This window comes from Xanthomonas sp. Leaf148 (assembly GCF_001423585.1).
GTDB lineage: Bacteria > Pseudomonadota > Gammaproteobacteria > Xanthomonadales > Xanthomonadaceae > Xanthomonas.
In genome coordinates, this window is sequence record NZ_LMOP01000012.1 from 456,811 (window position 1) to 482,879 (window position 26,069).

At 65.7% G+C, this 26,069-nt stretch carries 19 protein-coding genes and 2 other RNA genes; 6 read left to right on the top strand and 15 right to left on the bottom strand.

Annotated elements, in window-relative coordinates:
* The first annotated feature begins 156 nt into the window (after positions 1-156).
* Positions 157-972: an META and DUF4377 domain-containing protein gene (locus ASF90_RS19095; protein ID WP_055853757.1), complete on the top strand. Its 816-nt coding sequence runs from the start codon at positions 157-159 to the stop codon at positions 970-972.
* Between the two features lie 720 nt (positions 973-1,692).
* Here ASF90_RS19095 and ASF90_RS19100 read toward each other — a convergent pair.
* Positions 1,693-2,304, bottom strand: coding sequence for a YbhB/YbcL family Raf kinase inhibitor-like protein (locus tag ASF90_RS19100; RefSeq protein WP_055853760.1), 612 nt, complete (start codon positions 2,302-2,304; stop codon positions 1,693-1,695).
* A gap of 937 nt (positions 2,305-3,241) precedes the next feature.
* Positions 3,242-5,314, bottom strand: a complete 2,073-nt coding sequence (locus ASF90_RS19105; protein WP_055853764.1) for a tetratricopeptide repeat protein — start codon at positions 5,312-5,314, stop codon at positions 3,242-3,244.
* Positions 5,315-5,989: 675 nt separating this feature from the next.
* Here ASF90_RS19105 and ASF90_RS22945 point away from each other — a divergent pair.
* A non-coding RNA gene (locus ASF90_RS22945) (sX9 sRNA) lies at positions 5,990-6,064 on the top strand.
* Between the two features lie 3 nt (positions 6,065-6,067).
* On the opposite strand, the gene ASF90_RS19110 is transcribed toward ASF90_RS22945, so the two are convergent.
* The 11 genes from ASF90_RS19110 to ASF90_RS19155 form a co-directional block, all read right to left on the bottom strand.
* Complete coding sequence (locus ASF90_RS19110) at positions 6,068-7,054, bottom strand: alpha/beta fold hydrolase (protein ID WP_055853767.1); 987 nt, start codon at positions 7,052-7,054, stop codon at positions 6,068-6,070.
* Positions 7,055-7,117: 63 nt separating this feature from the next.
* Positions 7,118-8,017 (bottom strand): lysophospholipid acyltransferase family protein, encoded by a 900-nt coding sequence (locus ASF90_RS19115; RefSeq protein ID WP_193552551.1) that lies wholly within the window; start codon positions 8,015-8,017, stop codon positions 7,118-7,120.
* Positions 8,018-8,038: 21 nt separating this feature from the next.
* The gene (locus tag ASF90_RS19120) at positions 8,039-8,467 is read right to left on the bottom strand and encodes a hotdog fold thioesterase (RefSeq protein ID WP_055853774.1); all 429 of its coding nucleotides are present in this window, start codon (positions 8,465-8,467) and stop codon (positions 8,039-8,041) included.
* A 254-nt stretch (positions 8,468-8,721) separates the two neighbouring features.
* Positions 8,722-8,795, bottom strand: a non-coding RNA gene (locus ASF90_RS22950) — sX9 sRNA.
* A gap of 73 nt (positions 8,796-8,868) precedes the next feature.
* The gene (locus ASF90_RS19125; RefSeq protein WP_055853778.1) at positions 8,869-10,884 is read right to left on the bottom strand and encodes a phospholipase D family protein; all 2,016 of its coding nucleotides are present in this window, start codon (positions 10,882-10,884) and stop codon (positions 8,869-8,871) included.
* A complete protein-coding gene (locus ASF90_RS19130; protein ID WP_055853781.1) occupies positions 10,881-11,453 on the bottom strand; it encodes a YceI family protein in 573 nt (190 codons plus the stop codon). Before ASF90_RS19130 ends, ASF90_RS19125 begins: the two co-directional genes overlap by 4 nt.
* Positions 11,454-11,456: 3 nt before the next feature.
* Positions 11,457-11,933, bottom strand: a complete 477-nt coding sequence (locus tag ASF90_RS19135; protein WP_055853785.1) for a histidine phosphatase family protein — start codon at positions 11,931-11,933, stop codon at positions 11,457-11,459.
* Between the two features lie 15 nt (positions 11,934-11,948).
* Positions 11,949-12,581 (bottom strand): ParA family protein, encoded by a 633-nt coding sequence (locus ASF90_RS19140; RefSeq protein WP_055853787.1) that lies wholly within the window; start codon positions 12,579-12,581, stop codon positions 11,949-11,951.
* Positions 12,582-12,733: 152 nt separating this feature from the next.
* Positions 12,734-13,792: a hypothetical protein gene (locus ASF90_RS19145; protein ID WP_055853984.1), complete on the bottom strand. Its 1,059-nt coding sequence runs from the start codon at positions 13,790-13,792 to the stop codon at positions 12,734-12,736.
* A 66-nt stretch (positions 13,793-13,858) separates the two neighbouring features.
* A complete protein-coding gene (locus ASF90_RS19150; protein ID WP_055853790.1) occupies positions 13,859-14,776 on the bottom strand; it encodes an AEC family transporter in 918 nt (305 codons plus the stop codon).
* A 599-nt stretch (positions 14,777-15,375) separates the two neighbouring features.
* Positions 15,376-16,011, bottom strand: coding sequence for a hypothetical protein (locus ASF90_RS19155; protein WP_055853793.1), 636 nt, complete (start codon positions 16,009-16,011; stop codon positions 15,376-15,378).
* Positions 16,012-16,206: 195 nt separating this feature from the next.
* Here ASF90_RS19155 and ASF90_RS19160 point away from each other — a divergent pair, with 195 nt between their 5' ends.
* The 3 genes from ASF90_RS19160 (at position 16,207) to ASF90_RS19170 (ending at position 21,974) form a co-directional block, all read left to right on the top strand.
* A complete protein-coding gene (locus tag ASF90_RS19160) occupies positions 16,207-19,899 on the top strand; it encodes an indolepyruvate ferredoxin oxidoreductase family protein (RefSeq protein ID WP_055853795.1) in 3,693 nt (1,230 codons plus the stop codon).
* 117 nt (positions 19,900-20,016) lie between these two features.
* Positions 20,017-20,700 carry a helix-turn-helix transcriptional regulator gene (locus ASF90_RS19165; protein WP_236699314.1) on the top strand — a complete coding sequence of 228 codons (684 nt, stop codon included), beginning with the start codon at positions 20,017-20,019 and terminating at the stop codon, positions 20,698-20,700.
* Positions 20,697-21,974, top strand: coding sequence for a type II toxin-antitoxin system HipA family toxin (locus ASF90_RS19170; protein WP_055853798.1), 1,278 nt, complete (start codon positions 20,697-20,699; stop codon positions 21,972-21,974). Before ASF90_RS19165 ends, ASF90_RS19170 begins: the two co-directional genes overlap by 4 nt.
* A gap of 58 nt (positions 21,975-22,032) precedes the next feature.
* On the opposite strand, the gene egtD is transcribed toward ASF90_RS19170, so the two are convergent.
* Together egtD and egtB are read right to left on the bottom strand one after the other, a co-directional pair.
* Entirely contained in the window at positions 22,033-23,019 is a 987-nt protein-coding gene (egtD, locus tag ASF90_RS19175; protein ID WP_055853801.1) for an L-histidine N(alpha)-methyltransferase, read from the bottom strand.
* A complete protein-coding gene (gene egtB / locus ASF90_RS19180) occupies positions 23,016-24,305 on the bottom strand; it encodes an ergothioneine biosynthesis protein EgtB (RefSeq protein WP_055853805.1) in 1,290 nt (429 codons plus the stop codon). The genes egtD and egtB overlap by 4 nt, the downstream gene beginning before the upstream one ends.
* Positions 24,306-24,370: 65 nt before the next feature.
* On the opposite strand from egtB, the gene ASF90_RS19185 reads away from it, so the two are divergent.
* Positions 24,371-25,552, top strand: coding sequence for an aminotransferase class V-fold PLP-dependent enzyme (locus tag ASF90_RS19185; protein WP_055853808.1), 1,182 nt, complete (start codon positions 24,371-24,373; stop codon positions 25,550-25,552).
* The last annotated feature ends 517 nt before the right edge of the window (positions 25,553-26,069 follow it).

The window sequence follows — 26,069 nt, forward strand, 5'->3', positions numbered from 1 at the left end:
GCCCTGCCGGCGGCTGGCGGCGATCACTCGCCAAGGCAACCGATGCCGCGTTTGTGCAGACGCGCATCGGCGGCACGTTGCCGGGCAGTGACGCCGGTCACTGCCCTGGCCGCACGCTGGCGGTATCACTGAGGTCTTGACCACCGGGAGCCGCCGATGCGTGCCGTGTTCTTTGCCCCAGCCCTGCTGGCGGCAGGCGTGACGGCCTGCGGTTCGGGCGCGACCCCCACTGCGCCCGGTGCCGACGGCTCCGGATCGGGCGCGACTGCCGCTTCGACCGCAGCGACAACCCCCGTCAGCGACAACGCGCCGTTACGGGCCGCCCTGCAGGCACAACACTGGCAACTGCAACAGGCCAGCGATGCGCACGGCACCGCCCTGCGCAGCCTGTTCGTGGCCGGTAGCGCGCCGTTGCAGCTGGATTTCGGCGATCAACGCATCCAGGTCAGCCAGACCTGCAACGCGCTGGGCGCTAATTACAGCGTGGCCGCGGCGCAGCTGCAGATCGGCCGGGTCGTATCGAGCAAACGTCTGTGCGCGCAGCCGCAAAAGATGACGCAGGAACGCGCTGCCAGCGAGCTGTTGTCCGGTCGTTTTGCGGTGGCGCTGGACACGGCGCAAGCCGCACCGCAGCTGACCCTGACCCGCAGCGACGGCACCCGCCTGTTGTTCGCCGGCGCCCCCACGGCAGATACCCGCTACGGCGGGCCCGGGCAGACGCTGTTGATCGAAGTGGCGGCCGATACGGTGCCATGCGCCTCCGACCCGTCGCGCGCCTGCCTGCAGCTGCGCGAGCGCGCCGATGGACAGCCTGCGACCGCGTCCTGGCAAACCTTCGACGGCACGATCGAAGGCTTCGAACACGAAGCCGGCATCCGCACCCTGCTGCGCGTCACCCGCTATCCGGCTGCGGCCGAGACGGACGGTGCACCGGTGTATGTGCTGGATCAGATGATTGAGGCGAGCGGCTAGCGCTGGGAATTGGGAATTGGGAATCGTCGCGCGTTGCACGATTGATGAAGCGATTGGCGCATCGGCAGCGTTGACGCGCTCTGCGTTGCAACGCGAGTGACGGTTGGCCAGCTGGGTGCCGTCACCGCAGCGGTCCGGTCATCGTCGCCTGGTGCAGACGCCATGCCGGATTCGCTTTTTGGCTTCAGCGTCGCACGGCATCAAGACCAGGTCGCCGGCACCCCGGCTCGCCGCAAAGAACTTACGGGCTGAGCACAACGGTTGGCCAGCTGGGTGCCGTCACAGCAGCGGCCCGGTCATCGTCGCCTGGTGCAGACGCCATGCCGGATTCGCTTTTTGGCTTCCGCGTCGCACGGTATCAAGACTCGGTCGTCGGCACCCCGGCTCGCCGCAAAGAACTACGGGCTGAGCACATCCGCGCGTACCACGCGTGTGTGAGCGGATCGGCTTCCATCCACGATGATGCTCAGCCGCCAGTCAACGCATGCATCAGATCAATGCGCACTGTTGTTGCGCTTGACGGGCATCTACGCACCTCTTCCGGGAGCGCTCTGCTAGACAGAAGTCGATCTTTGCGCGCTTCCATGCTGGCCTTGAGCAGCCGCACGTCGGCCGGATCGCCCGGACACAACGTGCGACTGCGGCGCTTGCAGCTTTCTTGATGGTCGGTACCGCGATGACCGCACGGCTTGGCGGCCATGCGGTCGTGCCGATCTGCGCTCAGCGCAGCGACGGGTTCAGCGTGTAAGTGCCGTGCAGCGCAGCTTCGGCCAGAACGTGACCCTGGATGGCCGACAGCACATCGGCTGCAGTGAAGGTGGCGGGCAGACTGAGCGTGGCCACATCCAGCGCGAACACGCGGAAGAAATAGCGGTGCAGGCGCAGGTCGTTGAACGGCGGATACGGGCCGTCATAGCCCAGATAGTCGCCGGCCATGTCGGGGTTGCCGGCAAACCATTGGGTATAGGAGTTCAGGCCCTGGCGTGCGCCGGCCGGGCCAGCCGGCTGCTGCTTGCCCTTGGCCACAAAGCCGTCGCTGCAGCTGCCTGCCGCGATCTCGTGCACGTCGGCGGGGATATCGGCCATCGCCCAATGCACGAAATCGGCGCGTGGTTGCTCGACCGGGATCTGCACATCCTCGCGCCCAACCGTTTCCGGCACCGTCGGCACATCCGGGTCCAGACACAGCAGCGCGAACGAACGCGTCCCTGGCGGAACATCGCTCCAGGCCAGGTGCGGGTTGCGGTTGGGCGCGAAGCCGTCCGGTGTGCCGGCGGCAAATTCCACCGCGATGGGCTTGCCGTTTTCGATGCTGTTGCTGGTCAGACGCATGCAAAGTCTCCGTGGATCGAAGCCCTCAGCCTGCCTGGATTGGCACGGCAGCGGAAGCGGTCGCAATGGAACCTTGTGTGGCGCGGTTGGGTGCATGCGTTGCGAAACAGTTGACCGTGCAGCGAGTAGTGCGGCCTTGGCTAGCACTGCCGGCCACCCGATGTCACTCCACTGCCGCGGATCGCATGCATCGTTGATCGCGCACATGTGATCTGTAGCCCGCCGTCCACGCGCACCGCGCCATCCGAACATCCGTAGGAGCGGACCTGGCCGCGATGGGCTTCACCGGTATCGGTAACGCCTCATCGCGGCCGGGTCCGCTCCTACGACAGCACTGCGGCTGCGAGATGTAAGCGGCAGGCGGTGTGCTGGTCAGTGTTCAACATCTTCCGTCGATGCCATGGCGAGCGGCGCGGCGGCGGCGAACACCACACCAGTCGTACCTGTGTCACCGCTATAGCGCGGATCGCTGCCATCGTTATCCGTAGCCCGCTTTATCCGCCGCCCGCGTCCACGCGCACCGCGACATCCGGACATCCGTAGGAGCAGACCTGGCCGCGATGGGCTTCACCGGTATCGGTAACGCCTCATCGCGGCCGGGTCCGCTCCTACGACAGCACTGCGGCTGGGAGATGTAAGCGGCAGGCGGTGTGCTGGCCAGTGCTCAAGATCTTCCGTCGATGCCATGGCGAGCAGCGCCGCCGCAGCGAACACCACACCAGCCGTACCTATGTCACCGCTATAGCGCGGATCGCTGCCATCTTTATCCGTAGCCCGCTTTATCCGCCGCCCGCGTCCACACGCATCGCGACATCCGGACATCCGTAGGAGCGGACCTGGCCGCGATGGGCTTCACCGGTATCGGTAACGCCTCATCGCGGCCGGGTCCGCTCCTACGACAGTACTGCGCCTACGAGTACAAGCGGCAGGCGGTGCGTCAGTCCTGCGGATACCCGAAGCGCACTGCGATCAAGGTGAGCAGGTCGAACTGGGCGCCGAGTACGCCGCGATAACTGCGCCAGCGACCGGACGCCAGGCGTGCCGGGCCGCGCGGTTCGACCAGCGGGAAGTTCAGTCCGAACGCCTGCTCCAGCGCCGTGGAAATGCCCTGCGGATCGCTTTCGATGCCATCCAGGCGGATGATCCGGTGCGGGTACAGATCGCGTTCGTGCAGCACGGCCAGCTGTTCCAGCGCAGCCAACAACCAGTCGGTGGCCTGCTGCGGCGACTGCACGGCCAGCGGCGCGGATGCGCCGGCCGAGAGCCAGTCCAGCAGCATGTCGCGCGGGTCGCGCAGCGCGATTGCCAGGCGCCCCTCCGGCAGATGCGGGCGTAGCGCGGTGAGCAGGGTGTTGTCCCACCACAGCAGCCAGTCGATGACATTGCCATCGTCGATACCGCGGCGCAGCAGCTGCGCTTTCCAGCCTTCCACCAAGGCCATCGGCGCCAGTTCCCCGGATGCCAACTGCTCGACGCTGCGGTAGCTCTGCAACGCATCGGACGGCGGCGTGGAGCCGTAACGGTCGCCGCGCACCAGCGGGGTGGCGGCGTCCATCACCGCGATCAGGCGTTCGACATGCGAGCCCGGGGTGCCCCAGACGAACAGCGGACGCGCGGTAACGGTGTCGGGAATGCTACCCAGCGCCGGCCACTGCATCGGTTGTTTGGCAGCCTGCGGCGGCAACGGCAGGCGGTGCTGGGCCTGTTCGCGATGGAACTGCATCCAGGTGGCCAACGCGGCGTCGGGCTGGCCGGCGCGGTCTTGCACATTGCCTAGCCACGGCCGCAGCACGGTCTGCTGCGGTGCGGGCAACGACTCGATCAAGGATTCGACACAAGCGATCGCCGCCGGCGGGTCGCGCTCCAGCAGCGCTTCGACGATGCGCTGTTCGCCGCTGATGCGGCCCGGCTCCACCGCCACGATCTGCCGCGCCACCATTTCCGCGTCCTCGGCGTGGCCCTGCATGTCGTGCACGCGCATCAACGCTTCCAGCGCCGGCAGGTGCTCGGGCATGCCGAGCAGCCAACGCTCGATCACCGCCTGCGCCTGCGGCCCGCCGACCGGCTCCACCGCCAGCCGTGCCAGCCATAGATCGTGCGCATTGCTGGAGGTGGCCAGCGCCGCATCCAGGGTGTCGCGCGCATCGTCCACCGCGCCCAGACGCTCCCAGGCGGTGAGCAAGGCATGCAAGGTGCGGCGGTCGGCAGGCCAGTGGGCCAGCGCCAGGCGCAGATGCGCAGCCGCCTGATCGGGGCGACCGGCCTGCAATTCCATCTCGCCGGCCAGCCGGCGCATCGCCGGGATGTCGCCATCGGGCTGGGCCAGCACGCCCTGCATCGCGGTCAGCGCATCGTCCAGGCGGCCCTGGCGCTGAGCCAGCTGGGCGATGAACGCGCGCAGCGCGGTGCCCGGCGGATTGAGCTCGACCACGCGCTCGAACGCGCGCTCGGCAAACGCAAAATGTTCCTTCTGCAGATACGCAAAGCCCAGCGCGAACATCACCCGTGGGTCGTCCGGCAGCTGCTCGGCAGCGCGGGTCAGCAACGACAGCGCGCGGTCGCTCTGGCCGCGACGCATCTCCACCACGCCATCGACCGCCAGCAGCTGCGGGTGGTCCGGCGCCAGGCGTGCGGCGGTACGGCTCAGTCGCTCGGCGTCGTCCAGATCGCCGCGCCCCACCGCCAAGTGCGCCTGCATCACGTAGGCGTTGAACTGGTTGGGGTCCAGCGCGGTGCTGCGCGACAACGCGGCATCGGCAGCCGACAAATTGCGCGTGGCCAGCAGCAGCCCGGCGTGCAGCAGGTGCAGATCGGCGTCTTCCGGGGTCAGCGTCAGCGCGGTTTCGATGCTGGTCAGCGCCAGCGCCGGTTGGCTTTGCTGTTGCAAGGACAGCCCGAGCCAGCGGTGCGCGGCAGCGCTATCGGGCGCGGTGGTCGCCCACTCGCGGGCCAGCGCCACCGCATCGTCGGCCGCATTGCGGCGCAGGGCTTGAAGAATGGCGTCTTGCATGGCGGCGGCGTGTCCCGGACAAACCGCTATTGTAACGATGCGCGCTGCGGCGGCTTGGTGTGCGACCGACGCTGCGATCTATCGCCACGCCCGCGTTGTGACTGCCCGGCGTTCAAGTGGAAGTTCAACGCCTGTGCAAGGCCCTGCATCCAGCGCCATTGCGGTTCTCAAAGCGATTGATCGCGCGGGTCGGGCGTTGAGACGCGTGCCGACATCCGGCGCAGCACGCTTGCGCCGTCGGCCACGCAGAGCATCCCAAGGACCAGATGCCCCGTGTACCAGATCGCAGCTTGGGGACCAACGGAGGCCGGCCCGAGGCGTGGACGGAACAGGATCTAGCCGGTCTGCAGAGACGCGTAGAGCCTGATCGAGCTGAAGTAGGCCATCAGACCGCCTGTAACCGCTGATAAAACCGCGACCAGGGCATCCAGAGACGGATGTCTTTTCAACATGACTTAAGGAAGCTCTGAACAACTCTTTCATAGGCTTCCGATCGATCCCTTGGACAGACTAAATCACGCGCAAGTGCTTTATTTTAAGCGCCGGCGATTGTCTTGATTAGGCTAGATTGCAACTCTCTCTCGCTGGGCCATGAGTTATTCAGAGGTTCCTTAAAAGTAGCTAACAAAACTCCTAGGCGGCCGCCAGGCGGACGCGGCCGGCGCTCGGTACGGAATGGACCACGCATACACGCCGGTTCTAAGCGCGCCGTCCGCAGCCACCTGACCACTGCTCGCTAAGGTTTGAGCCGCCCTAAAGAGCGGAGGCCAGCCGCTCGGCCACCCAGCGTTCGGCAAAACCGTCGCCGCGGGCGTTTTCCAGAAAGCCGCAATGCCCGCCCCAGCGCGCGATTTCCAGATGCGCGTGCGGCGGCAATTGCCAGCCGGCGAAGTCTTCGAACGGAATCACCGGGTCGTCTTCGGCCATCAGGATGTCCGAAGGCACCTGCAGGCCGGCCAGGCGCTCGCCGGCGATCGAATAGCTGTCGAAATACGCTTCCAGCGAGCCGTGGCCGGTGTGCTGCACCGCCAGCCAGGCCATCAGCTCGCGCATGTCCAGCGCCAGGGTGGCGTCGTCGTAGCCGTGCTGGTCCGGAAACAGCTTGCGCTTGCGCAGCAGCGATTCGCGCCATTTGCGGCGGAAGTACCAGTCGTAGAACTGCGGGCCTTTTTCCAGCTGGGTCATGGTGGCGGCCGGGTCCAGCAACGGACACACCGCCGCCACCCGCGCCAGCGGCAGGCCCGCTGCCGGTGCCCGCAACGCTAGCCGCAACGCGAAGTTGCCGCCCAGCGAATACCCCGCCGCCAGCAGCTGCGGCGCGGGAAAGCGCCGCCACAGATCGCCGGCCGCGTTGACCACCTCGTCGATGCGATCGGAGTGGAACAGGTCCACATTGAGATGGTGGGTGCCGCCGTGATCGCGAAAATTCAGCCGGAATACCTGGTAACCCAGGCCGAGCAGGCGCGCGGCGGTCAGCCGCATGTAGTTGGAATCGGCGCTGCCTTCCCAGCCGTGCAGCAACAGCACGGTGCCACGCACCGGCGTATCGCCGGGCGGTACGCTCATCCAGCCCTGCAGCCGCACGCCGTCGCCGCCGTCGAGAATATGTTCGCTGGTGACCGCGCCGCTGGCGCTCAGCAACTGGCGGCTGCGCAACCGGCGCAAGCCGCTGCTGGCCAGCACCGATTGCACATGCGGATTGCGCAGCCAGCGCGGCGGCTGAAAGTCGGAGGCGTTCATGCGCTCATCGGGCCAGCCACGAAAGCGCTGGCCGCAGGGTGGATGAGCGCGCGCATCGCCGGCTCAGGACTCCATCGCGGCGATGATGCGTTGACGCGAGGTGTCGGCCAGGCGGCGACGTCCTTCGATATCGAACGCGCCGATCGGCTCCAGGAAATGGATTTCAGCCAGGCGCGACGGCTCGCCGAGCAGGCGCACGATGTTGGCGAAGAAACTTTCGCGCTCGCCAAACGCCACCACCGCCTGCGCAGCGCCACGCGTGCCGTAGCGCAGCGCCACCGGCTGCACCGGCACGCCGGCTTCCACCGCCGCCTGGAAGATGCGCGCATGGAACGGGCCCACTTCGGTACCGCCGCGGGTGCGCCCTTCCGGAAACACGCCTACCGGCTTGCCGCTGCGCAAACGCTGCAGCATTTCCAGCAGCACCCCGCCCAACGATTCGGTGTTGCCGCGTTGATGGAAGATGGTCTGGCCCTTGGCCGCCAGCCAGCCCACCAGCGGCCAGCCGGCGATTTCGCGCTTGGCCACAAAGCCCATCACGCGCTGGCTGTGCAGCATGGAGATGTCGACCCAGCTAACGTGGTTGGCCACGAACAGGGTGGCGCCCGACAGCGGCGTGCCGAAGCGACGCAGACGAAAACCGAAAATGCGCATCAGGTTGCCCTGCCACCAACGGATCATCAGCTCGTCCAGGGTGTCCTCAGCGCCGGTGCGGATGCGCGCCAGCGGCGGCGTCACCACGCACAGCATGGTGATCGGCAGGAACACAGACAGATGCAACAGCAGCAGCGGCACCCGGTACAGGTACCGGAACCAACGCAGCGGGCCGCCAGCGTCGCGCGTGGCGTCCAGGGATGACTCGCTCATTCGACGAACGGGACCGGTAACGGGGGAAGGAGGCACGGCTATTGTGACAGCAGCTCGGCCGCGGCGCAGTGCCGGCAGCGGATGGCGCTGTTCCACCCATGCAGCTGCCAGGCGTGCTCAGCCACTGGTGCGCGCCACCACGGCCAGGGTCAGGCGCGAGACGCAGACGCGCTTGCCGGCCGGATTTTCGATGACGATGTCCCAGACATGGGTGCTGCGCCCCACATGCACCGCGCGTGCGGTACCGGTGACCAGGCCCTCGGTGGAGGCGCGCAGATGGTTGGCGTTGATCTCCAGCCCCACGCACATCTGGGTGGTCATCTCCACGCACAGATTGCCGGCACTGCTGCCCAGGGTTTCGGCCAGCACCACCGAGGCACCGCCATGCAGCAGGCCAAACGGCTGCTTTGTGCGCGTGTCCACCGGCATGGTGGCGCGCAGCCAATCGTCACCAGCCTCGGTGAACACGATGCCCAGATGTTCGATCAGGGTATTTCGGCTGGAGGCGTTGAGGACAGCAAGATCGACGGGAGCGCGGAAGGTCATGGGCTGGGATTTGGGATTTGGGATTTGGGGGGAATCGGGAATCGGGAATCGGGAATCGCAACAGCATCTGCGAGAGTGCGACTGGTGCAACGCCTGCCGCTGTCTGGTGGATTCAAGGCTACTGCAATCGTCGGTGTCGCTGCTTGCCCCGGAGTGGCGGGACGAGTCGCGCGGCGCGGCTGCCAGCGTGGTCCGACGCCATGCCGACAGCGCGCGCGCCGCTTGCCGCCGTCGAACCATTGCCGCCTCGGAGCGGCTGACAAACCGCAGCGAGCAGTCGTCAAGGCGTGGACCGCGCGCTCAGAGCCGGAGTGTACGCGTGGTACATGCCCACACCGAGCGCAGGCCGCGCCCGCCTGGCGATGAGCACAGTCGTTTTGTTGGCTGCTCTTAGCTGTCGATCAAAGAATCGGCACCAGGCCGGCGCCGAATGCGGTCAGCATGCGTACCAGCAACCATTTGGGGCCGACGTTGACCTCGGGGAAATCGCCCACCGCCACATAGCACTGCCGGAACTGCGGGTCCTGCCGCTTAAGCGGGAACGGGCAGCCCGGGCCGGGCTGGAACTCGTAATTGGTCGCGTAGCGCCACGGCCAGAAGTCCAGCACCGGCAAGGCTTCGGAAACCTTGCCCACGCTGTAGTTCAATCCGCTCAACACCGGCGGCTTTTCGCGCGGAGCCACCGTCCAGGCGTTTTCCGGGTTCATATCGCGCTCGATGCTGGCCGCCAGCGCCTGCGCAAAGCGCGGATCGTCGATCACCACCGCCGCTTCGGTGTTGTAGTTCTCGCTGCGCGGATCGAAGTTGTGCGTGCCGATCACGCCGATGCGGCGATCCACCACCAGCGATTTGGCGTGCAGCCCCATGCGCGCACCGGCGCGGGTCACCGGCAGCGGTTTGTTGACCGCACGCGTTCCCAGAAACGAGGGCCGGGTTTCGGTGCGCAGCACACGGCGATCGACTTCGCTGCCGCCGGGCGTACGGCCGGCGCCACTGCTGCCACGAATCACGCTGCCGCCAGTACTGCGGGTGTCTGCACCGCTGCTGCCACGCACCGCATTGCCGGCCGCACTGCCGCCGATCAGGCGATTGTCGCGACTGTCTTCGTTGATGTCGGAGGCAGGATTGAGCGGGTCCGGCACCAGATTGGCGTAGTCCACCGGCGCATCCAGCGGAAACGGCTTGAACTCGTACAGATTGAAGCCCAGCTCGCGCATGTTGCGGCGTTTGAACTTGTACGACAGCGCATACACGATGGGGTTATCGGTGGCCGCCAAGCTATTGGTCGACACCACGATGCGCGGCGGCTGCGGGCGTTTGCGCAGCTCCCGGAAGATCGCCTGGGCCTCGTCTGACAACACCAGATACGGCGTTTGCAGCAGCACTTCCTGCTGTGCGCCGGCGATCAGGCTATCCAGCTCCGGCGCCGTCGACACTGCTTTGGAGGCATGTTCCTTGCGATGCTTTTGCGGCAGGTCGGCCACGTAGAGCACGCGCTGCACCGACATCGCCGGGGTGACGAAGGCGTCGCGCACGAACTGCGGATCGCGCGCTTCCTGGTCCACCCGCGCCACCCGATCCGGGCGGCGGAATTGTGCGGGCGGCATCTGCGGTGCGCCCTGTTCCAGCAGCAGCTTGCCCACATCGTTCAGGCGCTCGGCCGGGACGCTGCGCCGCGCGCGCCAGAATGCATCGAAGTTGGCCGCCATCGCGCGTACCTCCGGGCCGGCCAGAATCACATCGCGGTCGCGGAAGTTGTATTCGCTGTCCCAGTCGTAATAGTCGTCCTGGTAATTGCGCCCGCCGACCACCCCGAGTACGTCGTCCACCACCAGCAACTTGTTGTGCATGCGCTGGTTGAAGCGCCGGAAACAGCACACCACGCTACCGGCGTAATCGAAGTAGTTGAGTTTGACCTTGCCGAAGGTGGGGTTGTAGATGCGCAGCTGCAGGTTTTCGTGGGTGCTGGCGAGCGCACCGAGAATCTGCAGGTCGGCGATTGCCGACAGCTGATCGATCAATATGCGGACCTTGACCCCACGCTGCGCCGCATCGGTCAGCGCGTCCAGAATCATGCGCGCACTGTCGTCCTTGTCGAAGATGTAGGTCTGCAGGTCGATAGTGCGGGTTGCGCTGCGAATCAGGTTGAGCCGCGCCACCAGCGATTCTTCGCCGTGGTCGACGATGGTGGCGTAATGCCGCGGCGCGGCCGGCGTGGACGCAGTGATGGCGTCGCCACCCAGGGTGCGCAGCGGCGAGGGCTGGGCGCAGTGGTTGGCCTGGGTGCAGCTCACCACGGTGCTGCGTGCCGCAGCGGCAACGCCAGCGGCACGGTTGCGTTCGATTTGCGACAGGCCGGCGCATCCGGTGCCGAGCAACAGGGTTGCCAGCACGAGGACCCTCAACAGGAACCTCACGGGCGCCGCGCCTCCTGCAACCGCCCACGCAGAATGAACGTCACCCTGTCGCCCAGGGCCATCTGCCACGCATTCATTCCGTAACGTCCACGCAGGACCGTACCTCGACTGATCACGTCGCAATCATAGCCCGGCCGCGCGCATTCAGCCGGTGCCACATGCAGGGTCTCGATGTGGGTGATTCCGCGGATGGTCAGGTTGCCGGTGATGTCGCCCCCTCCCCTGACCACCTCTTCGGCATACGGCAGCGACTCGAATTCCACCACCGGGTAGCGCGCCACGTCGAAGAAATCCTCGCCCCGCATCCAGCTGGTGTAGCGGTCCTTGCCCGGAATCTCCACCTGGGTAGCGTCCAGCCGAAAGCGCACCTGCATGCGCCGATCGGGCAACTCCACCAGCTCACCGCGAAACCGCGGGAAAAACCCCTCCATCTTCATGCCGAAGCGGGTTTTGATCTCGAACCCGAAGCGCGATTGCGCCGGGTCGATGGCGTGCACTTTCTGCTGTGCAAGGCAGGGGAACATGACCCAGAGCGCGAGCCAGGCAAACCAGCGCAGCGACGATGACACAGATCAAGGCCACCAGAAGGCGGTCAAACGGGCGATCCCCGGCTCGATGGTGGCGTCCAGTGGCAGGGCCAGCAAGACGATCGACGCGGTCGGCATGCCGCGGTAGTCGCCGGTCTGCCCGCTATGCATCAGCGCGGCCAGCCGCTCCAGGCCCGGGTTGTGGCCAACCAGCAGCAGGCGCTCGGCCTCGCGGTGTTCGTCCACCAGGCTGGCCAGGGTGCCCGGAGTGGCCTCGTAGATGCGTTCGTCCAGCCGTTGTTCGATATAGCCGGTGAGCTCGAGCACCGCCTCCAGCGTCTCGCGGGAGCGCCGGGCCGGCGAGCACAGCACGCGGTCGGGGACCAGCCGCTGTTCGCGCAGCCAGCGCCCGGCAGACTCCGCTTCGGCGATGCCGTGCGGGGACAGCGGGCGGTCGAAGTCGGCCTGGCCGGTATCGGCCGGCTCTGCATGGGCGTGTCGCAACAAGATCAATTCGCGCATAGGAACTTTCCGGTTCTAGGACTTCTTGAGCCACTTCAACAGCGGCTCCCAGTCCTGTTGATGGTCGCGCACCTGCGCCGAGCGGTAATCGAACAAGCTGCGCCCCAGCCCGGCCATGACCACGTAGGCCTGGGTGTCGCGCAATTGGGTCACCAGCGGATATGGCCAGGTCCCGATCATCTCGGCGGCCTGCTGCGAAGTTTGGGTCCAGGGTCGGGCGCGGTTGAGCACCAGGCCGACGGGGAGCTTGCGCTGGTGCACGCGCGGCACCTTGGCCAGCGTGTTGAGAAAGCCCACCACCGCTTCGATATCCAGTGCCGAGGACAGCACCGGCACCACGATGGCGTCGACGTGGTCCAGGAACCCGCTCAGGTCGTCGGCCATCGCACCGGCCGGCGCGTCGATGATCAGCTGGTCGGTACCATCGGGGACCGCCGCCTGCCAGTTGCGGCGCTTGGTGGCATCGATCGGCAGCACCGCACTTTCGAGGCTGGCGCGTCGCTGCGCCCAGCGCGTGGACGAACCTTGCGGATCGGCGTCTGCCAGCACGGTGCGCTGGCCCTGCAGGGCCGCATATGCGGCCAGGTTGGTGGCGATCGTGGTCTTGCCGACGCCGCCTTTGGAAGCGGCCACCAGGACTGTCTTCATGCACGCCTCGCTTCCGGGAGCAAGCCGGCAGCGTACACCGCGGCAAGGTGAGGAAGTAGTCGAAACGCGTTAAACGCGATGCGTGCGTTTGTCATCGCAGTGCAGCATCGGCGCACGGTTCAGCCGCGTACGTTTGCGGCGCACCTTGTGTCTCAGCGAATTGCGGCGACGGGATGCCAGTCCGCCGGCGGCAAAGCGGCAATGCCGCTGCGTTGCAAGGACGCGCGCAATGAGGGGATTTCACCTTGCGTCAACGTGATCTCGACCTCAGCAGCGGCCGTGGCAAAACTGGGCGTGCGGCGCTGTTGATGCTGCTGCAACCACCACAACTCGCGTACCCGCGCGTGCCAATACGCAGCATCGCGGCCGGTGCTCAGGTCTGCCATGCGCTCGGAGCCGATCAACGCCGTTACCAGCATTGCGTCGTCGTTGCCCAGGTTGCCGAGGATGGCCATGCACTCATCGCGCAATGCAGGTGCGGCGATGGGCGGGGTGCATCGGCGCGTGACCTCGGCCAGCGACGGAATCACGTGCGCCGCCCAGGCGCCCATCACGTAGCCCATCGCCATCTCCGCACCAGTGGACGGCAGATCTTGTGCCTGCAGTTGCGCGCGCAGCTGCACCGATTGCAGTTGTGGCCATTGCATCCCGGCATAGGCGGCGTGCAAGGCCTGCCCCAGCGCAACGGCGCCGCTGTCGAAATGGTCTGCGCGTGCGGCGGCCTGCCAGGCGGATTCGGCGGCGAGCCGATCGCCACGTCGCTGCGCGGCGCTGAAGGCCCGCAACGGCGCATCGGCGTTGCCGGCATCGGCCTGTTCCAGAAAAACCACTCCGCCGGCTGGGTCGCAGCGCAGCTCCGCCGGGCAGCCGTTGGCCTCCACGCGCGCGACCAGCAGATCGCGGGGCCGTGCATCCAGCGCTCCTTGCAGCACTGCCCGCTGGGCTGGCGCGTAGCCGGTGGCGGCGGACTGCGCATCAGCCTGCGCGTCGTCGCTGAGCCATAGCAGGCCTGCAACATAACGCTGACGCGGCTGTTGGCTGGCGGCCAGGGTCTGCAGCCGCGCCTGCATGGCCTGGCCAACTTGCTGTGCCCACTGCTGCACCTCGGGTGCATTGGCGGGCTCGGGCATGGCAGGCGCTGTTGCCGCAGAGGCCGACAGGCTGGTGCCAAGGCACAGCAGCGCAACTGCGATCTGACGATATCCCTGCATGTGCTTGTCTTCCGTGTGAGCGCGGCGCCATGCCGCAGGCCAGCATTTCATGCCGCTGCGGGCGTATCAAGCCACCAGGCGCGCCAGCAACCAGGACCAGGCGGGCAAGGTCAGCAGCGAGAGCAGGATGCTGTAGCCGACCATGGCGGCTGCCAGCCTGGGGGCCAGCCGATGGGAGATGGCCAGCGCGGCGGCGGTGATCATGGTGGGCATGGCCGATTCGAGCACGTTGGTCTGCAGCATCAGCCCGCGCAGGCCGAGCGCCCAGGACAGCGGCAGCGCCAGGATCGGCATCACCGCCAGCTTGAAGATCAGCCCCACCGCAAGTGGCTTGAGTTCGTCGGCGGGCAGACGCAACTGCAGCGAAAAGCCCACCGCCAGCATCACCAGCGGCAACATCGCATCGGCCAGGCTCTTGAGGCCTGCGCCGATCCAGGCCGGTGGCTGCGCGGGCATCAGCGTCAGCGCGAACAGCAGCGCCCACAACGGCGGGAACTTGAGGACACGGGTCAGTATGATTTTTGCGGTGGGCGGCGTATCGCCGCTGTAGCGCGCCAGCACGTACAAGCCGAAGGTGGACAACAGCACGAAGGTGCCGAACTGGTCGTACACCACCGCGTACGGCAGGGCCTGGTCGCCCAGCAGCGCGCGCACCATCGGAAACCCGATGAAGCTGGAGTTGGTGAACACCACGCACATCAGCAGCGCGGCGTACTCGGCACGGCCGAAGCGCAACACGCGGCTGCAGCCCCACAGCAGCGGCACGATGATCGCGGTCAGCAGCCATGGCGTGGCGATCACCCCAGCGAGCGAGGCGTCCAGGTGCAGGCGCGGCACGTAGGTCAGCACCGAGGCTGGCAGACAGATGTACAACACGATGCGGTTGAGCACGTCGGCGCTGTTGTCCGGCAGCACCTTGAGCCGCGCGAACACCAGGCCAAGCCCCAGCATCGCCAGGATCAACGCAAATGCATCCACCGCCATGGCTGATCGTGTCTGTTGGAGAGCGATGCACAGAATCGCACAGCGCCGGGGCCAGGCACTGGGGAGGAGTGGAGGAGAGCTAGCGTGGCGTCGCGCTTACGCGAGGAACGCGTCGGCCAGATGGCCAGGTCCCTTTACGGCGCAACAGATCGAGCCGGAACAAGCGGTCGCGCGCGCCATTGAATCCCTGCACGAAGAACGCGTCGCCATCGGTGCGCAGCGAGACTTCCATCGTTTGCCTATTCCGAAGCCAGTCTGTCGAGGGCGCGGTGCCCTCTCCGCTCGCGGGACACGTTGTGAACCCATCGCTGGGAGCTCGATGGCCGCATCCATGCCGCCAACGAGCCCGCAATCGGCGAGGACACCGCGCTAGGCAGGTTGCTGGCTGCTTCATTGAAACCCCTGCATACCGACCACCTGGACCGGTCCTGGCCCGCTCACCATCGCGGGACCTTAAGCGGTATGGCTGCCGCGTAAGGGCTGACAAGGACGTCCTTACAGCGTGTCCCGCGATGGTGGGCGGGCACGCACCCTGCGGCAAACCTGCAGATCACTGCACGGCATGCGCTGCAGGCGATCCCTGCAGCGCGGTGCGTCGCTTACGGAAACGCCGGCGGGCTGGCCTGCCATGCCGCAAAAACCTCGGCCAGGCTGGTGCGCTCTGCGTCGCGCCAATCCGGCAGCAGGCTGGCGTAATTGGCGGTGCTGCTCCAGCGATCGGGCCAGGTGCGCACGGCGGCGGCATACCACTCGGTGGCCTCCTGCTTGCGACCGGCCCGCCACAACGTCAGAGCGGCGGTGATGGGCAACCATTCCGGCGTGGCCGGGCGGCCATTGGCCAGGTTGGCCCACTGCTGCAACGCCTTGTCGGGCTTGTCGGCGCGCACCAGGTCCCAGCCGTAGTTCCAGCTGATGGCCCGATATTGCTGGCTGCCACTGGAGACCAATGCCAATGCCCCCTGGTACAACTCATCGCCCAATTGCGTCCGTCCGCCGGCATAGGCCAGCGAGGCCAGCTGAGCGCGCGGTTCGGCGGCGCGTGCGTCACGCTGCACCATCGCTGCCAGACGGTCGACCACGGCATCGCCCTGCCCCGGCACCGCGACCACGGCCTTGGTGGTGCTGCGGTCTTCGTCGAAATAGAACTCCTTGGGCTTGGGCAGGCTCTGCGCCTGCGCCAGCGACCACACGCCTCCGAGCAGGACCAAGGCGGCCCATGCGTATTTCCTTTTCACTGTATTTTCCCCTGAAACAGCAAACGACCCTTCCCGTCCCCATCCTACCCGCAGCGCGACGGCTGTGCATCCGGGTGCGAACGGGCGCGTGAAGGCTGACTGTTACACTTTGCGCCGCCGTTTTGGAATCCGTCGGGCGGGTCATTGGTTTCAGATGACACGCACCGGGTCCCAGCCACCCTTTCCGGGCACGCCATGACCAGTACCGCTGCACTCTCTTCTCCCGACTCTGCCAACACGCCGGAGCTCGGCCGGGTGGATGCGGACTACACGCTGGACCACAAATACACGCGCACCGATGGGCGCATCTATCTGTCCGGCGTGCAGGCCCTGGTGCGGCTGCCGTTGCTGCAGCGCCTGCGCGACGACGCGGCCGGCCTGGACACCGCCGGCTTCATCAGCGGCTACCGCGGCAGCCCCTTGGGCGGACTGGATCTGGAACTGTGGCGCGCGCGCAAGCATCTGGATGCCGCCAGGGTGACCTTCACCCCAGGCCTCAACGAGGACCTGGCCGCCACCATGGTGTGGGGCACCCAGCAGACCAACCTGTTCCCCGGCGCCAAGGTGCAGGGCGTGTACGGCATGTGGTACGGCAAGGGCCCGGGCGTGGACCGCAGCGGCGATGTGTTCAAGCACGGCAATGCTGCCGGCACTTCGCCGTTTGGCGGCGTGCTGGCGCTGGCCGCCGACGACCATGCCTGCCGCAGCTCGACGCTGCCGCATGGGTCGGAAGACGAATTCGTCAGCGCAATGATGCCCATCCTCAACCCGGCCGGGGTGCAGGACATCCTGGACATGGGCTTGCTGGGCTGGGCGATGAGCCGCTACACCGGGCGCTGGATCGGCTTCAAGACCATCGCCGAGACGGTGGAATCGTCCGCGTCGGTGCAGGTGGACCCGTTCGCGCGCAGCATCGTGCTGCCGGAGGATTTCGCGCTACCGCCGGGCGGCTTGAGCATCCGTTGGCCCGACCCGCCGGTGGACCAGGAAATGCGTCTGCATCGCTATGCGGTGACGGCGGCACAGGCATTCGCACGGGCAAACCAGATCGACCGGATCGTGCTGGATTCGCCGCGCGCGCGGCTGGGCATCGTCACCACCGGCAAGAGCTATCTGGACGTATTGCAGGCGCTGGAATACCTGGGCCTGGATGCGCAGGCCTGCGCACAGATCGGTATCCGCGTGTACAAGGTCGGCATGACCTGGCCGCTGGAACCGGTGGGCATCAGCGCGTTTGCGCAGGGGCTCGACGACATCGTGGTGGTGGAAGAAAAGAAGGCCTTCATCGAGCGCCAGATGAAGGAGCTGTTCTATAACTGGCCGGCCAACGCTGGTGCGCGGCCGAGCATCGTCGGCAAGTACGACGAACACGGCGCATGGATTTTGCCGTCGACCGGCGAGCTGACCCCGGCCACGATCGCTGCGGTGATCGGCAAGCGCATCCAGCGGTTTTTCACTGCCGATTCGATCGAGCAGCGGTTGCGCTGGATGGAGACCAAGGAAGCGGAAATGGCCTTGCCGCGCGCGCAGTTCCCGCGCGTGCCGCATTACTGCTCGGGCTGCCCGCACAACACCTCCACGGTGGTGCCGGAAGGCTCGCGCGCGCTGGGCGGCATCGGGTGCCATTACATGGTGACCTGGATGAACCGCTCCACCGACACCTTCACCCACATGGGCGGCGAAGGCGTGACGTGGTCGGGGCAAGCGCCGTTTACCGACACCCCGCACGTGTTCCAGAACCTGGGCGATGGCACGTATTTCCATAGCGGCTCGTTGGCGATTCGCCAATCGGTCGCCACCGGCGTCAACATTACCTACAAGATTCTCTACAACGATGCGGTGGCCATGACCGGCGGCCAGCCGGTGGACGGCACGCTCACCGTGCCCGACATCGCCCATCAGCTACGCGCCGAAGGCATCCACGAGATTGCGGTGGTCAGCGACGACATCGGCAAGTGGACGCGGCGGCGCGATCTGTTTCCCGCTGATGTGGCATTTCATGATCGTGGCGAGCTGGATGCGGTGCAACAGCACCTGCGCACGGTCAAGGGTGTGTCGATCCTGATCTTCGATCAGACCTGCGCCACCGAAAAACGTCGGCGCCGCAAGCGCGGCAAGCTGGTCGACCCGCCCAAGCGCGTCATGATCAATTCGCTGGTCTGCGAAGGCTGCGGCGATTGCGGCGAGAAAAGTTTTTGCGTGTCGGTGCTGCCGAAGGAAACCGAATTCGGGCGCAAGCGGCAGATCGATCAATCCAATTGCAACAAGGATTATTCCTGTGTCTCCGGGTTCTGCCCGAGCTTTGTCACCGTGCATGGCGGTGCGCCGCGCAAGGGCAAACAACGCGATGCCAGCGCATTGCTGGATAACCTGCCCGCACCGCCGCAACGCACTACGCTGGAGCAACCCTGGAACATCCTGATCACCGGCGTCGGCGGCACTGGCGTGGTGACCATCGGTGCGCTGCTGGGCATGGCCGGGCATCTGGAAGGCAAGGGCGCCACAGTGCTGGACCAGACCGGCCTGGCGCAAAAAGGCGGCGCGGTCACCACGCATATCCGCATCGCGCGCACGCCCGGCGACATCCATGCGGTGCGCATTGCCGCCGGCGAAGCCGACCTGGTGGTGGGCTGCGACATGGTGGTGGTCAACGATTATTGGGCGCTGTCCAAGGTGCGCGATGGCCGCACCCAGGTGGTGCTTAACACCTATGAAGCGATGCCGGGCAGCTTCACCACGCAGCCGGATCTGCAGTTCCCGGCTGCCGAGATCATTGCCGGTGTGCGTACCGCGCTTGGCGGACAGGAGCCGTTATTGCTGGACGCCACACAACTGGCCACTGCACTGCTGGGCGATGCGATCGCCAGCAATCTGTTCGTGTTGGGCTATGCCTGGCAGCACGGGTTGGTGCCGTTGTCGCATGCGGCATTGATGCGCGCGATCGAACTCAATGGCGCGGCGGTGGCGATGAATCAGCAGGCCTTCGCCTGGGGCCGGCTGGCGGCGGTGGATCTGCCGGCGGTGCAACGCGCTGCAGGTCTGGTCAACGCTGACGCGTCTGCACATCGACACGGTGACACACCCGCCGCGCGTGCGCCCGGTAGCTGGGAAGACCACACTCTCAGCGGACAGAACGCACCGCGTGCGTTGGCGCAAACCGATGGCAGCACACTGCATGGCGATGTGGATGCACCGGTGCATCCACTCGACGATGAGCAGCTGGCGCAGTCGCTGGACGAAGTGATTACCCGCCGCATCGCGTTTCTCACCGACTACCAGGACGCTACCTACGCGCAGCGCTATCGCGCGCTGGTGGAACGCGTGCGTGCACACGAGGCACAACGCGTCCCCGGCAGCAGTGCATTGACCGAAGCCGTGGCGCGTTACGCCTTCAAGCTGATGGCCTACAAGGACGAATACGAAGTGGCGCGGCTGTACACGCGTGGCGATTTCCAGCGCCGGCTGCAGCAGCAGTTCGAAGGCGACTACACGGTCCGCTTCCACCTGGCACCGCCGCTGCTGGCCAAGAAGGATGCACACGGCCATTTGATCAAGCGCGAATACGGGCCGTGGATGTTCAGCGCTTTCAAGCTGCTGGCACGTCTGAAATTCCTGCGCGGAGGCAAGCTCGATGTGTTCGGCTACACCGCCGAGCGGCGCAGCGAGCGCCAACTGATTGTCGATTACCTCGCCACCGTGGACGGGCTGCTGGACAGCTTGGATGCCGACAACGTGGGGCTCGCCGCGCAGATCGCCAGCATTCCCGAACACATCCGCGGCTATGGGCACGTCAAGGAGGCGCATCTGCGTGAGGCCAAGGCGCGCGAAGCGGCCTTGCTGGCGCAGTGGCGCAATCCGAAGGTGCTGCATGTGGTGCAGGCAGCTTGATGTCGCCGAGCGGTGACACTTCGCCGATGTAAGCGATCGACGACATCCAGCTGGAGATGACTGGGTGCTTGAGCGCGAATCGACCTGTCGATGTAAGCGATCGACGACATTGCGTCAATGTCGTCGATCGCTTACATTGCAGCCATGGATACTGTCCGCACGCCTTCCGATATCGGCAACATCATCCGCGCCAGGCGCAAGCGCTTGAGCTGGGATCAGGCTCGCCTGGCCAACGAAATCGGCGTAAGCCGGCAATGGGTCGTCGATATCGAGAAAGGCAAGCCGCGCGCGGAGCTGCAATTGATCCTGAGAGCACTGCAGGCGTTGGGACTGGAGTTGATGCTGGGCCCAGGCGTTACTCAGGCTCCGCAAGCGCGCGTACCCGATCGCGGCACCGTGACGCCGATCAATCTCGACGCGATCGTTGAACATAACCGGTCCAATCCACCAGTGGGAACCGACGTTCTCAATGCGTTCAACAACACCCTCCTCAAGAACCAATTCTCGTCGCTCGATAGCCTGAAAAATGCAGGCTTACTCAGACCATCCTCGGCATTGGATGCTCTAAAGCAGTCTCCGGCACGGGCAGTATTGGATGCTCTAAAACAGTCTCCGGCGCAGGCAGCCTTAACCGCAGCGCTGAATCAGTATCCCTCAATGATCAATGCACCGAATGAAAAACATGTAGTGAATGAAGTCTTGCAGAACCAGGTCTCCGCACTTGATCGTTCGAAGGTCGGCAAGGCAGCGAAAATTTCCAAAGTCATATCGGCATCTTCTAAAAAGAAGGGCGATCCGTGAGACTAATCGCACTGATCGAAAACCAGGTGATCGGCTATCTGGCGCCCGACCCGCATGGGCATCCACGGTTCACCTACACGCCGGACTGGCAGCATTCGAAAAGTGCGATACCGCTGTCGTTGAACCTTCCCCTTAGCAAGGAGGATCACCGCACCGAGGCGGTCAGTGCAGTGCTATGGGGCTTGTTGCCAGACAACGAAGCCACCTTGCAACGCTGGGCCTCCAGGTTCCAGGTCTCTCCGCGCAACCCGCTCGCCCTGTTGTCGCACGTCGGCGAGGATTGCGCTGGTGCGGTGCAGTTCGTCACCGAAAGCCGGCTTGAGGATGTGCTGTCCGGCGCCAGCGACAGCATCGAACCGCTCACGGATGGCGAACTGGAAGCACGCTTGCACAGGCTGCGCCAGGACATCGGCGCGGCGCGCCAAGTCGATGACGTCGGGCAGTTCAGCCTGGCCGGCGCGCAGGCCAAGATCGCGTTGCTGCACGACGGGCAGCAGTGGGCCATCCCGGCCGGACGCATCCCGACCACGCATATCCTCAAACCACCGAGCGGCGAATACGACGGGTTCGTCGAGAACGAGCTGTTCTGCCTGCGCCTGGCGCGCAGCATCGGCCTGCCGACCGCCGCCGCCCAGGCGCTGCGCTTCGGCGATGAAACCGCCATTTGCGTCGAACGTTACGACCGCATCGCCAGCAACGGCAGGCTGCTGCGCGTACACCAGGAAGACGTCTGCCAAGCGCTGGGAGTGATGCCGCAGATCAAGTACCAGAACCAGGGCGGCCCGGGGCCGGCTGCGCTGTCGCAACTGTTGTGGACGCACTCCTCGCAGCCGCGGCAGGACATCGAAACCTTGTTCCAGGCGTTGGTCTTCAACCACCTGATCGGCGGCACCGATGCGCACGCGAAGAACTATTCGCTGCTGCTCGGCCAACACCGGCAGGTCCGGCTGGCACCGTTGTATGACATCTCCAGCGCCCTGCCGTATCCGCAGCTGCAACAGCGCAAAATCAAGATGGCAATGAAGGTCGGCAGCCACTATCGCTGGTGGGACATTCGTCCAGGCGACTGGCGGCAACTGGCCGAAACGCTGCGCCTGGACGCCATGACCTGCCTCGCCTGGATGGAGATGGCCGCAAGCGATCTGCCCGATCAGGCGCGTGATCTTGCTGTCGTGCTTCGGCAGGAAGGCGTCGCGCATCCGGTTCTGGATGCGCTGGTGGATGCCATCGCCGCTTCGTGCCACCGCATGCGCACACTGTTGCAATCGAACTGATCGATGGCTGGAACCGGATCGCCAGGCCGCACTCGGCCATGGTGGCGATCCGGTTCGCTCACACCGGGCGCAGCAGGCGCAGCCCGAACCAATCCTTCGCATCGTTCCAGCCGTGCGTGACCTTGAGCCCGGCGGCTGCGGCCAGTTCGGCAAAACGCGCATCGGTGTATTTGTAGCTGTATTCGACCTGCATGGCTTCGCCTTCGGCAAATGCGAATTCCTTTCCGCCCACGTGCACGCGTTGGTCGCGCTGACTGATCAAAAAGGTTTCGATGCGGCCGCGTTCGCGCGCATACACCGCGTGGTGGCGGAAGCCTTCCAGATCGAAGTCGCTGCTGATCTCGCGATTGAGCCGCGCCAACAGGTTCAACGTGAACTCGGCAGTGACGCCGGCCGCATCGTTGTAAGCGGCTTCGATCAGGCCGGAATCCTTGTCCAGGTCGATGCCGATCAAGGCGCAGCCATCGCTGCCCATGGTCTGGCGCATCGCATCCATCAGGGCGATGGCGGCGGTGTCGGTGAAGTTGCCTAGCGTCGAGCCGGGGAAGAACACCACGTGTCGGCGTGAAGGGCGCTGCGCATCGGGAAGACGCAACGGTTTGGTGAAGTCGGTGCAGACCGGCAGCATCTGAATCTGCGGAAATTGCTGGGTCAAGCGAGCCGTGCTTTCCAGCAATGCGGTGCGCGAAATTTCCAATGGCGTGTACGCCACCACATCGCGCAGGCCTTGCAGCAGCAGCTCGGTCTTGCGGCCACTGCCGCTGCCGTATTCGACCACATGCACGTCGGGGCCAATCGCCTGCGCGATCGAGGACATGCTGGCTTCCAGCAACGTCAATTCGGTGCCGGTGAGGTAATACTCCGGCTGCCGGGTGATGGCTTCGAACAGCTGCGAGCCGCGGGCGTCATAGAAATACTTGGACGGCAGCGTCTTGGGTGTTTGCGACAGGCCCGCCAATGCGTCGGCGGTGATGTCGTCCGGCTGTGGACGCAGATCGGTCAGCGCGGCATGGGCGCGTTGCATGGCATGGGCGGCGGCGTTCAAGGCAGATCCTTGGCAAGACGCACGCCGGCAAACTGCCAACGCGCATCGGAGGGGAAAAAGTTGCGGTAACTGGCGCGCAGGTGGCTGGCCGGCGTGGCGCAGCTGCCACCGCGTAGCACCCATTGCGCATTCATGAATTTGCCGTTGTATTCGCCCAACGAGCCAGGCCATGGTGCGAAACCCGGATACGGCAGATAGGCACTGCCGGTCCACTCCCACACATCGCCAAACAGCTGCTGCATGCCGGTATCGACGGCCTGCGCAGCGCGGGGATGCAGTGCGTCGGTATCGACAAAATTGCCCTGCACCGGCACCCCGGCAGCCGCTTGTTCCCACTCTGCTTCGGTGGGCAGACGCGCACCGGCCCAGCGTGCGAACGCATCGGCTTCGAACAGGCTCAGGTGACAGACCGGCGCGTGCGCATCGCGCGTGCGCCAGCCATCCAGGGTGAATTCGCGTCCATCTGCATCCCAGTACAGCGGATGCTGCCAGCCCTGCGCCTGCACCATCGCCCAGCCATCGCTGAGCCAGGCACCGGCGCTGAGGTAACCGCCGGCGTCGATGAACTCCTGGAATTCGGCATTGGTAACGACACGGTTGGCCAAGGCATGCGCCCCGATCAGCACGCGGTGACGCGGCGACTCGTTGTCGTAGGCAAACGTGTCGCACTGCGGCCATGCGGCTGCACCGATCTCTGCAATCTGTTCGTCACGCGCGTGCCAACGCAGTGCACTCGGCGATGCAGCTTCGGGTGCGGGCGCATCGCGGTAGGCCGGCTGCAGCGGATTGCTCCACAGCGCGTGCTTGATGTCGGTCAGCAATAATTCCTGGTGCTGCTGCTCGTGCTGGATACCGAGTTGCACGATGGTGCAGGCCTGCGCGTCGAGCGCGCCATCTTGCAAGCGCTGCTGCATGTGGGTGTCGACGGCCGCGCGGTAGTCGCGCACCTGCTGCAGCGATGGCCGCGACAACAGACCGCGACGTGTGCGCGCATGCATCGGGCCCACACTTTGATAGTAGCTATTGAACAAGAAATCCCACGCCGGGTCGAAGACGCGGTACGCAGGGTCGGCCTGCAGCACGAAGCGTTCAAAAAACCAGGTGGTATGCGCCAGATGCCATTTGCTGGGGCTGGCATCGGGCATGCTCTGCACCATCGCGTCTTCCGCGCTCAGAGGTGCGGCAAGACGGTCGCTCAGCGCGCGGGTCTGCGCGTAGCGTTGCAGCAGCGTCAACTGCTGTTGCTGGCGGTTGACCACCAGGGGTGAGAGTGCAGACATCGCCATATGCTTGAGGAGCGTCCGTGAACGCGCCGTGTCGGCGGCATGGCAGCCAGCGGTAAGCTGTTGGCATGCCATCGTCTTCGCTGCCCAGTTCGCTCCCCACCCCTGTCGCCTGGGAACACCGGCACCGCGCATTTGCGCTACCCGATGAGGTCATCTATCTGGACGCTGCCTCGCGCGGGCCGTTGCTGACTGCGGTGCAGGCTGTGGCGCATCAGGCGGTCGATGCGATGGCCACGCCGTGGCGGTTGCCGTTCGATGCATGGCTGCACGACATCGAACAGCTGCGCCGCTTGGCCGCCAGTCTGTTCGACAACGATGTCGATGCGGTGGCGCTGTTGCCGTCGGCCGCGCATGGGCTGGCCACGGCTGCACGCAATCTGCCACTGCATCGCGGCGACGCCGTGCTGCTGTTGGACGGGCAATTCCCGTCCAACCTGCTGATCTGGCAACGGCGCTGCACGGAGGTGGACGCACGCATTGTGGCGGTGCCGACCACTGCCGGCACGGTGCTGACCGACGCGGTGCTGGAAGCGGTTGAACAGACACCTGCGCTGCGCATCGTGAGCCTGCCGCATGCGTACTGGCTGGACGGGCGGCAGCTGGACCTGGACCGGATCAGCGCGGCGGTGCACGCGCGCGATGCGGCGCTGGTGCTGGATCTGAGCCAAAGTCTGGGCGTCATGCCGACCGACCTGCCGCGCTGGAAGCCGGAGTTCGTGGTCAGTGTCGGCCATAAATGGTTGCTGGGGCCGATGGGCCTAGCCTGGCTATGGGTGGCGCCGCAGTGGCGCACGCAGGGCGTGCCGATCGAAGAACACTGGATCGGCCGGGATGCCGGCAGCAGCTGGGAATTTCCGGTGGCGCAGGCGCCGGAGTATCGCGAAGGGGCACGGCGGTTCGATGCCGGCGGCGTTGCAGACCCGTTGCGGATTGCGATGGCAATGGCCGCCCTGCAGCAGGTGACGGCCTGGCAACCCGCGCGTATCGCTGCGGCGCTGGGCGCACTGACCGCGCAGTGGGATGCGGCGTTATCCGCGCGCGGGCTTGGCCATTGGTGCACGCCTAGTCATGCGCCGCACCTGACCGCGTTGCAGCCGCCGGCCACCCAGTTGGATGCGGTGGCAAAGACGCTCGGCGAGCAGGGCGCGATCTGCACGCGGCGGCATGGACGTTTACGTATCGCACCGCACTTGAGTGTTGCCGACGATGCCCTTCTACGCTTGATTGCTGCGCTGCCAGGGCAGTGAAGCGGTACGCCAGCGCATGTAGGAGCGGACCTGGCCGCGACGGAGCGTTGTCCGAGTAAGGCGGTGTCGCGGCCGGGTCCGCTCCTACGGGTTCATGGGGGATTGTTTGTCCGCTGCACCACCGCGCTGGCTGAGTCGCAAGTAGTGCGTGCGTGTCGCCGAAGATAGCTATGACGCTTGATTGCTGCGCCGCTAGGCCAGTGACGCGGTACGCCAGCGCATGTAGGAGCGGACCTGGCCGCGACGGAGCGTTGTCCGAGTAAGGCGGTGTCGCGGCCGTGTCCGCTCCTACGGGTTCGTGCGCATTGGTTGTCTGCGGTTGAATCGCTGCACCACCGCGCTGGCTGAGTCGCAAGTAGGGCGTGCGTGTCGCCAAAGATTCGCTATGACGCTTGATTGCTGCGCCGCTAGGGCAGTGACGCGGTACGCCAGCGCATGTAGGAGCGGACCTGGCCGCGACGGGGCGTTGTCCGAGTAACGCGATGTCGCGGCCGGGTCCGCTCCTACGGGTTCATGG

Excerpts from the sequence above, each read along its gene's own strand:
- ASF90_RS19140 (WP_055853787.1), bottom strand. The coding sequence starts at position 12,581 with ATGAAGACAGTCCTGGTGGCCGCTTCCAAAGGCGGCGTCGGCAAGACC.
- ASF90_RS19185 (WP_055853808.1), top strand. The coding sequence starts at position 24,371 with ATGCCATCGTCTTCGCTGCCCAGTTCGCTCCCCACCCCTGTCGCCTGG.
- ASF90_RS19100 (WP_055853760.1), bottom strand. The coding sequence starts at position 2,304 with ATGCGTCTGACCAGCAACAGCATCGAAAACGGCAAGCCCATCGCGGTG.
- ASF90_RS19120 (WP_055853774.1), bottom strand. The coding sequence starts at position 8,467 with ATGACCTTCCGCGCTCCCGTCGATCTTGCTGTCCTCAACGCCTCCAGC.
- ASF90_RS19110 (WP_055853767.1), bottom strand. The coding sequence starts at position 7,054 with ATGAACGCCTCCGACTTTCAGCCGCCGCGCTGGCTGCGCAATCCGCAT.
- ASF90_RS19145 (WP_055853984.1), bottom strand. The coding sequence starts at position 13,792 with ATGCAGGGATATCGTCAGATCGCAGTTGCGCTGCTGTGCCTTGGCACC.
- egtB (WP_055853805.1), bottom strand. The coding sequence starts at position 24,305 with ATGGCGATGTCTGCACTCTCACCCCTGGTGGTCAACCGCCAGCAACAG.
- ASF90_RS19135 (WP_055853785.1), bottom strand. The coding sequence starts at position 11,933 with ATGCGCGAATTGATCTTGTTGCGACACGCCCATGCAGAGCCGGCCGAT.
- ASF90_RS19165 (WP_236699314.1), top strand. The coding sequence starts at position 20,017 with ATGTCGTCGATCGCTTACATTGCAGCCATGGATACTGTCCGCACGCCT.
- ASF90_RS19105 (WP_055853764.1), bottom strand. The coding sequence starts at position 5,314 with ATGCAAGACGCCATTCTTCAAGCCCTGCGCCGCAATGCGGCCGACGAT.
- ASF90_RS19160 (WP_055853795.1), top strand. The coding sequence starts at position 16,207 with ATGACCAGTACCGCTGCACTCTCTTCTCCCGACTCTGCCAACACGCCG.
- ASF90_RS19095 (WP_055853757.1), top strand. The coding sequence starts at position 157 with ATGCGTGCCGTGTTCTTTGCCCCAGCCCTGCTGGCGGCAGGCGTGACG.
- ASF90_RS19150 (WP_055853790.1), bottom strand. The coding sequence starts at position 14,776 with ATGGCGGTGGATGCATTTGCGTTGATCCTGGCGATGCTGGGGCTTGGC.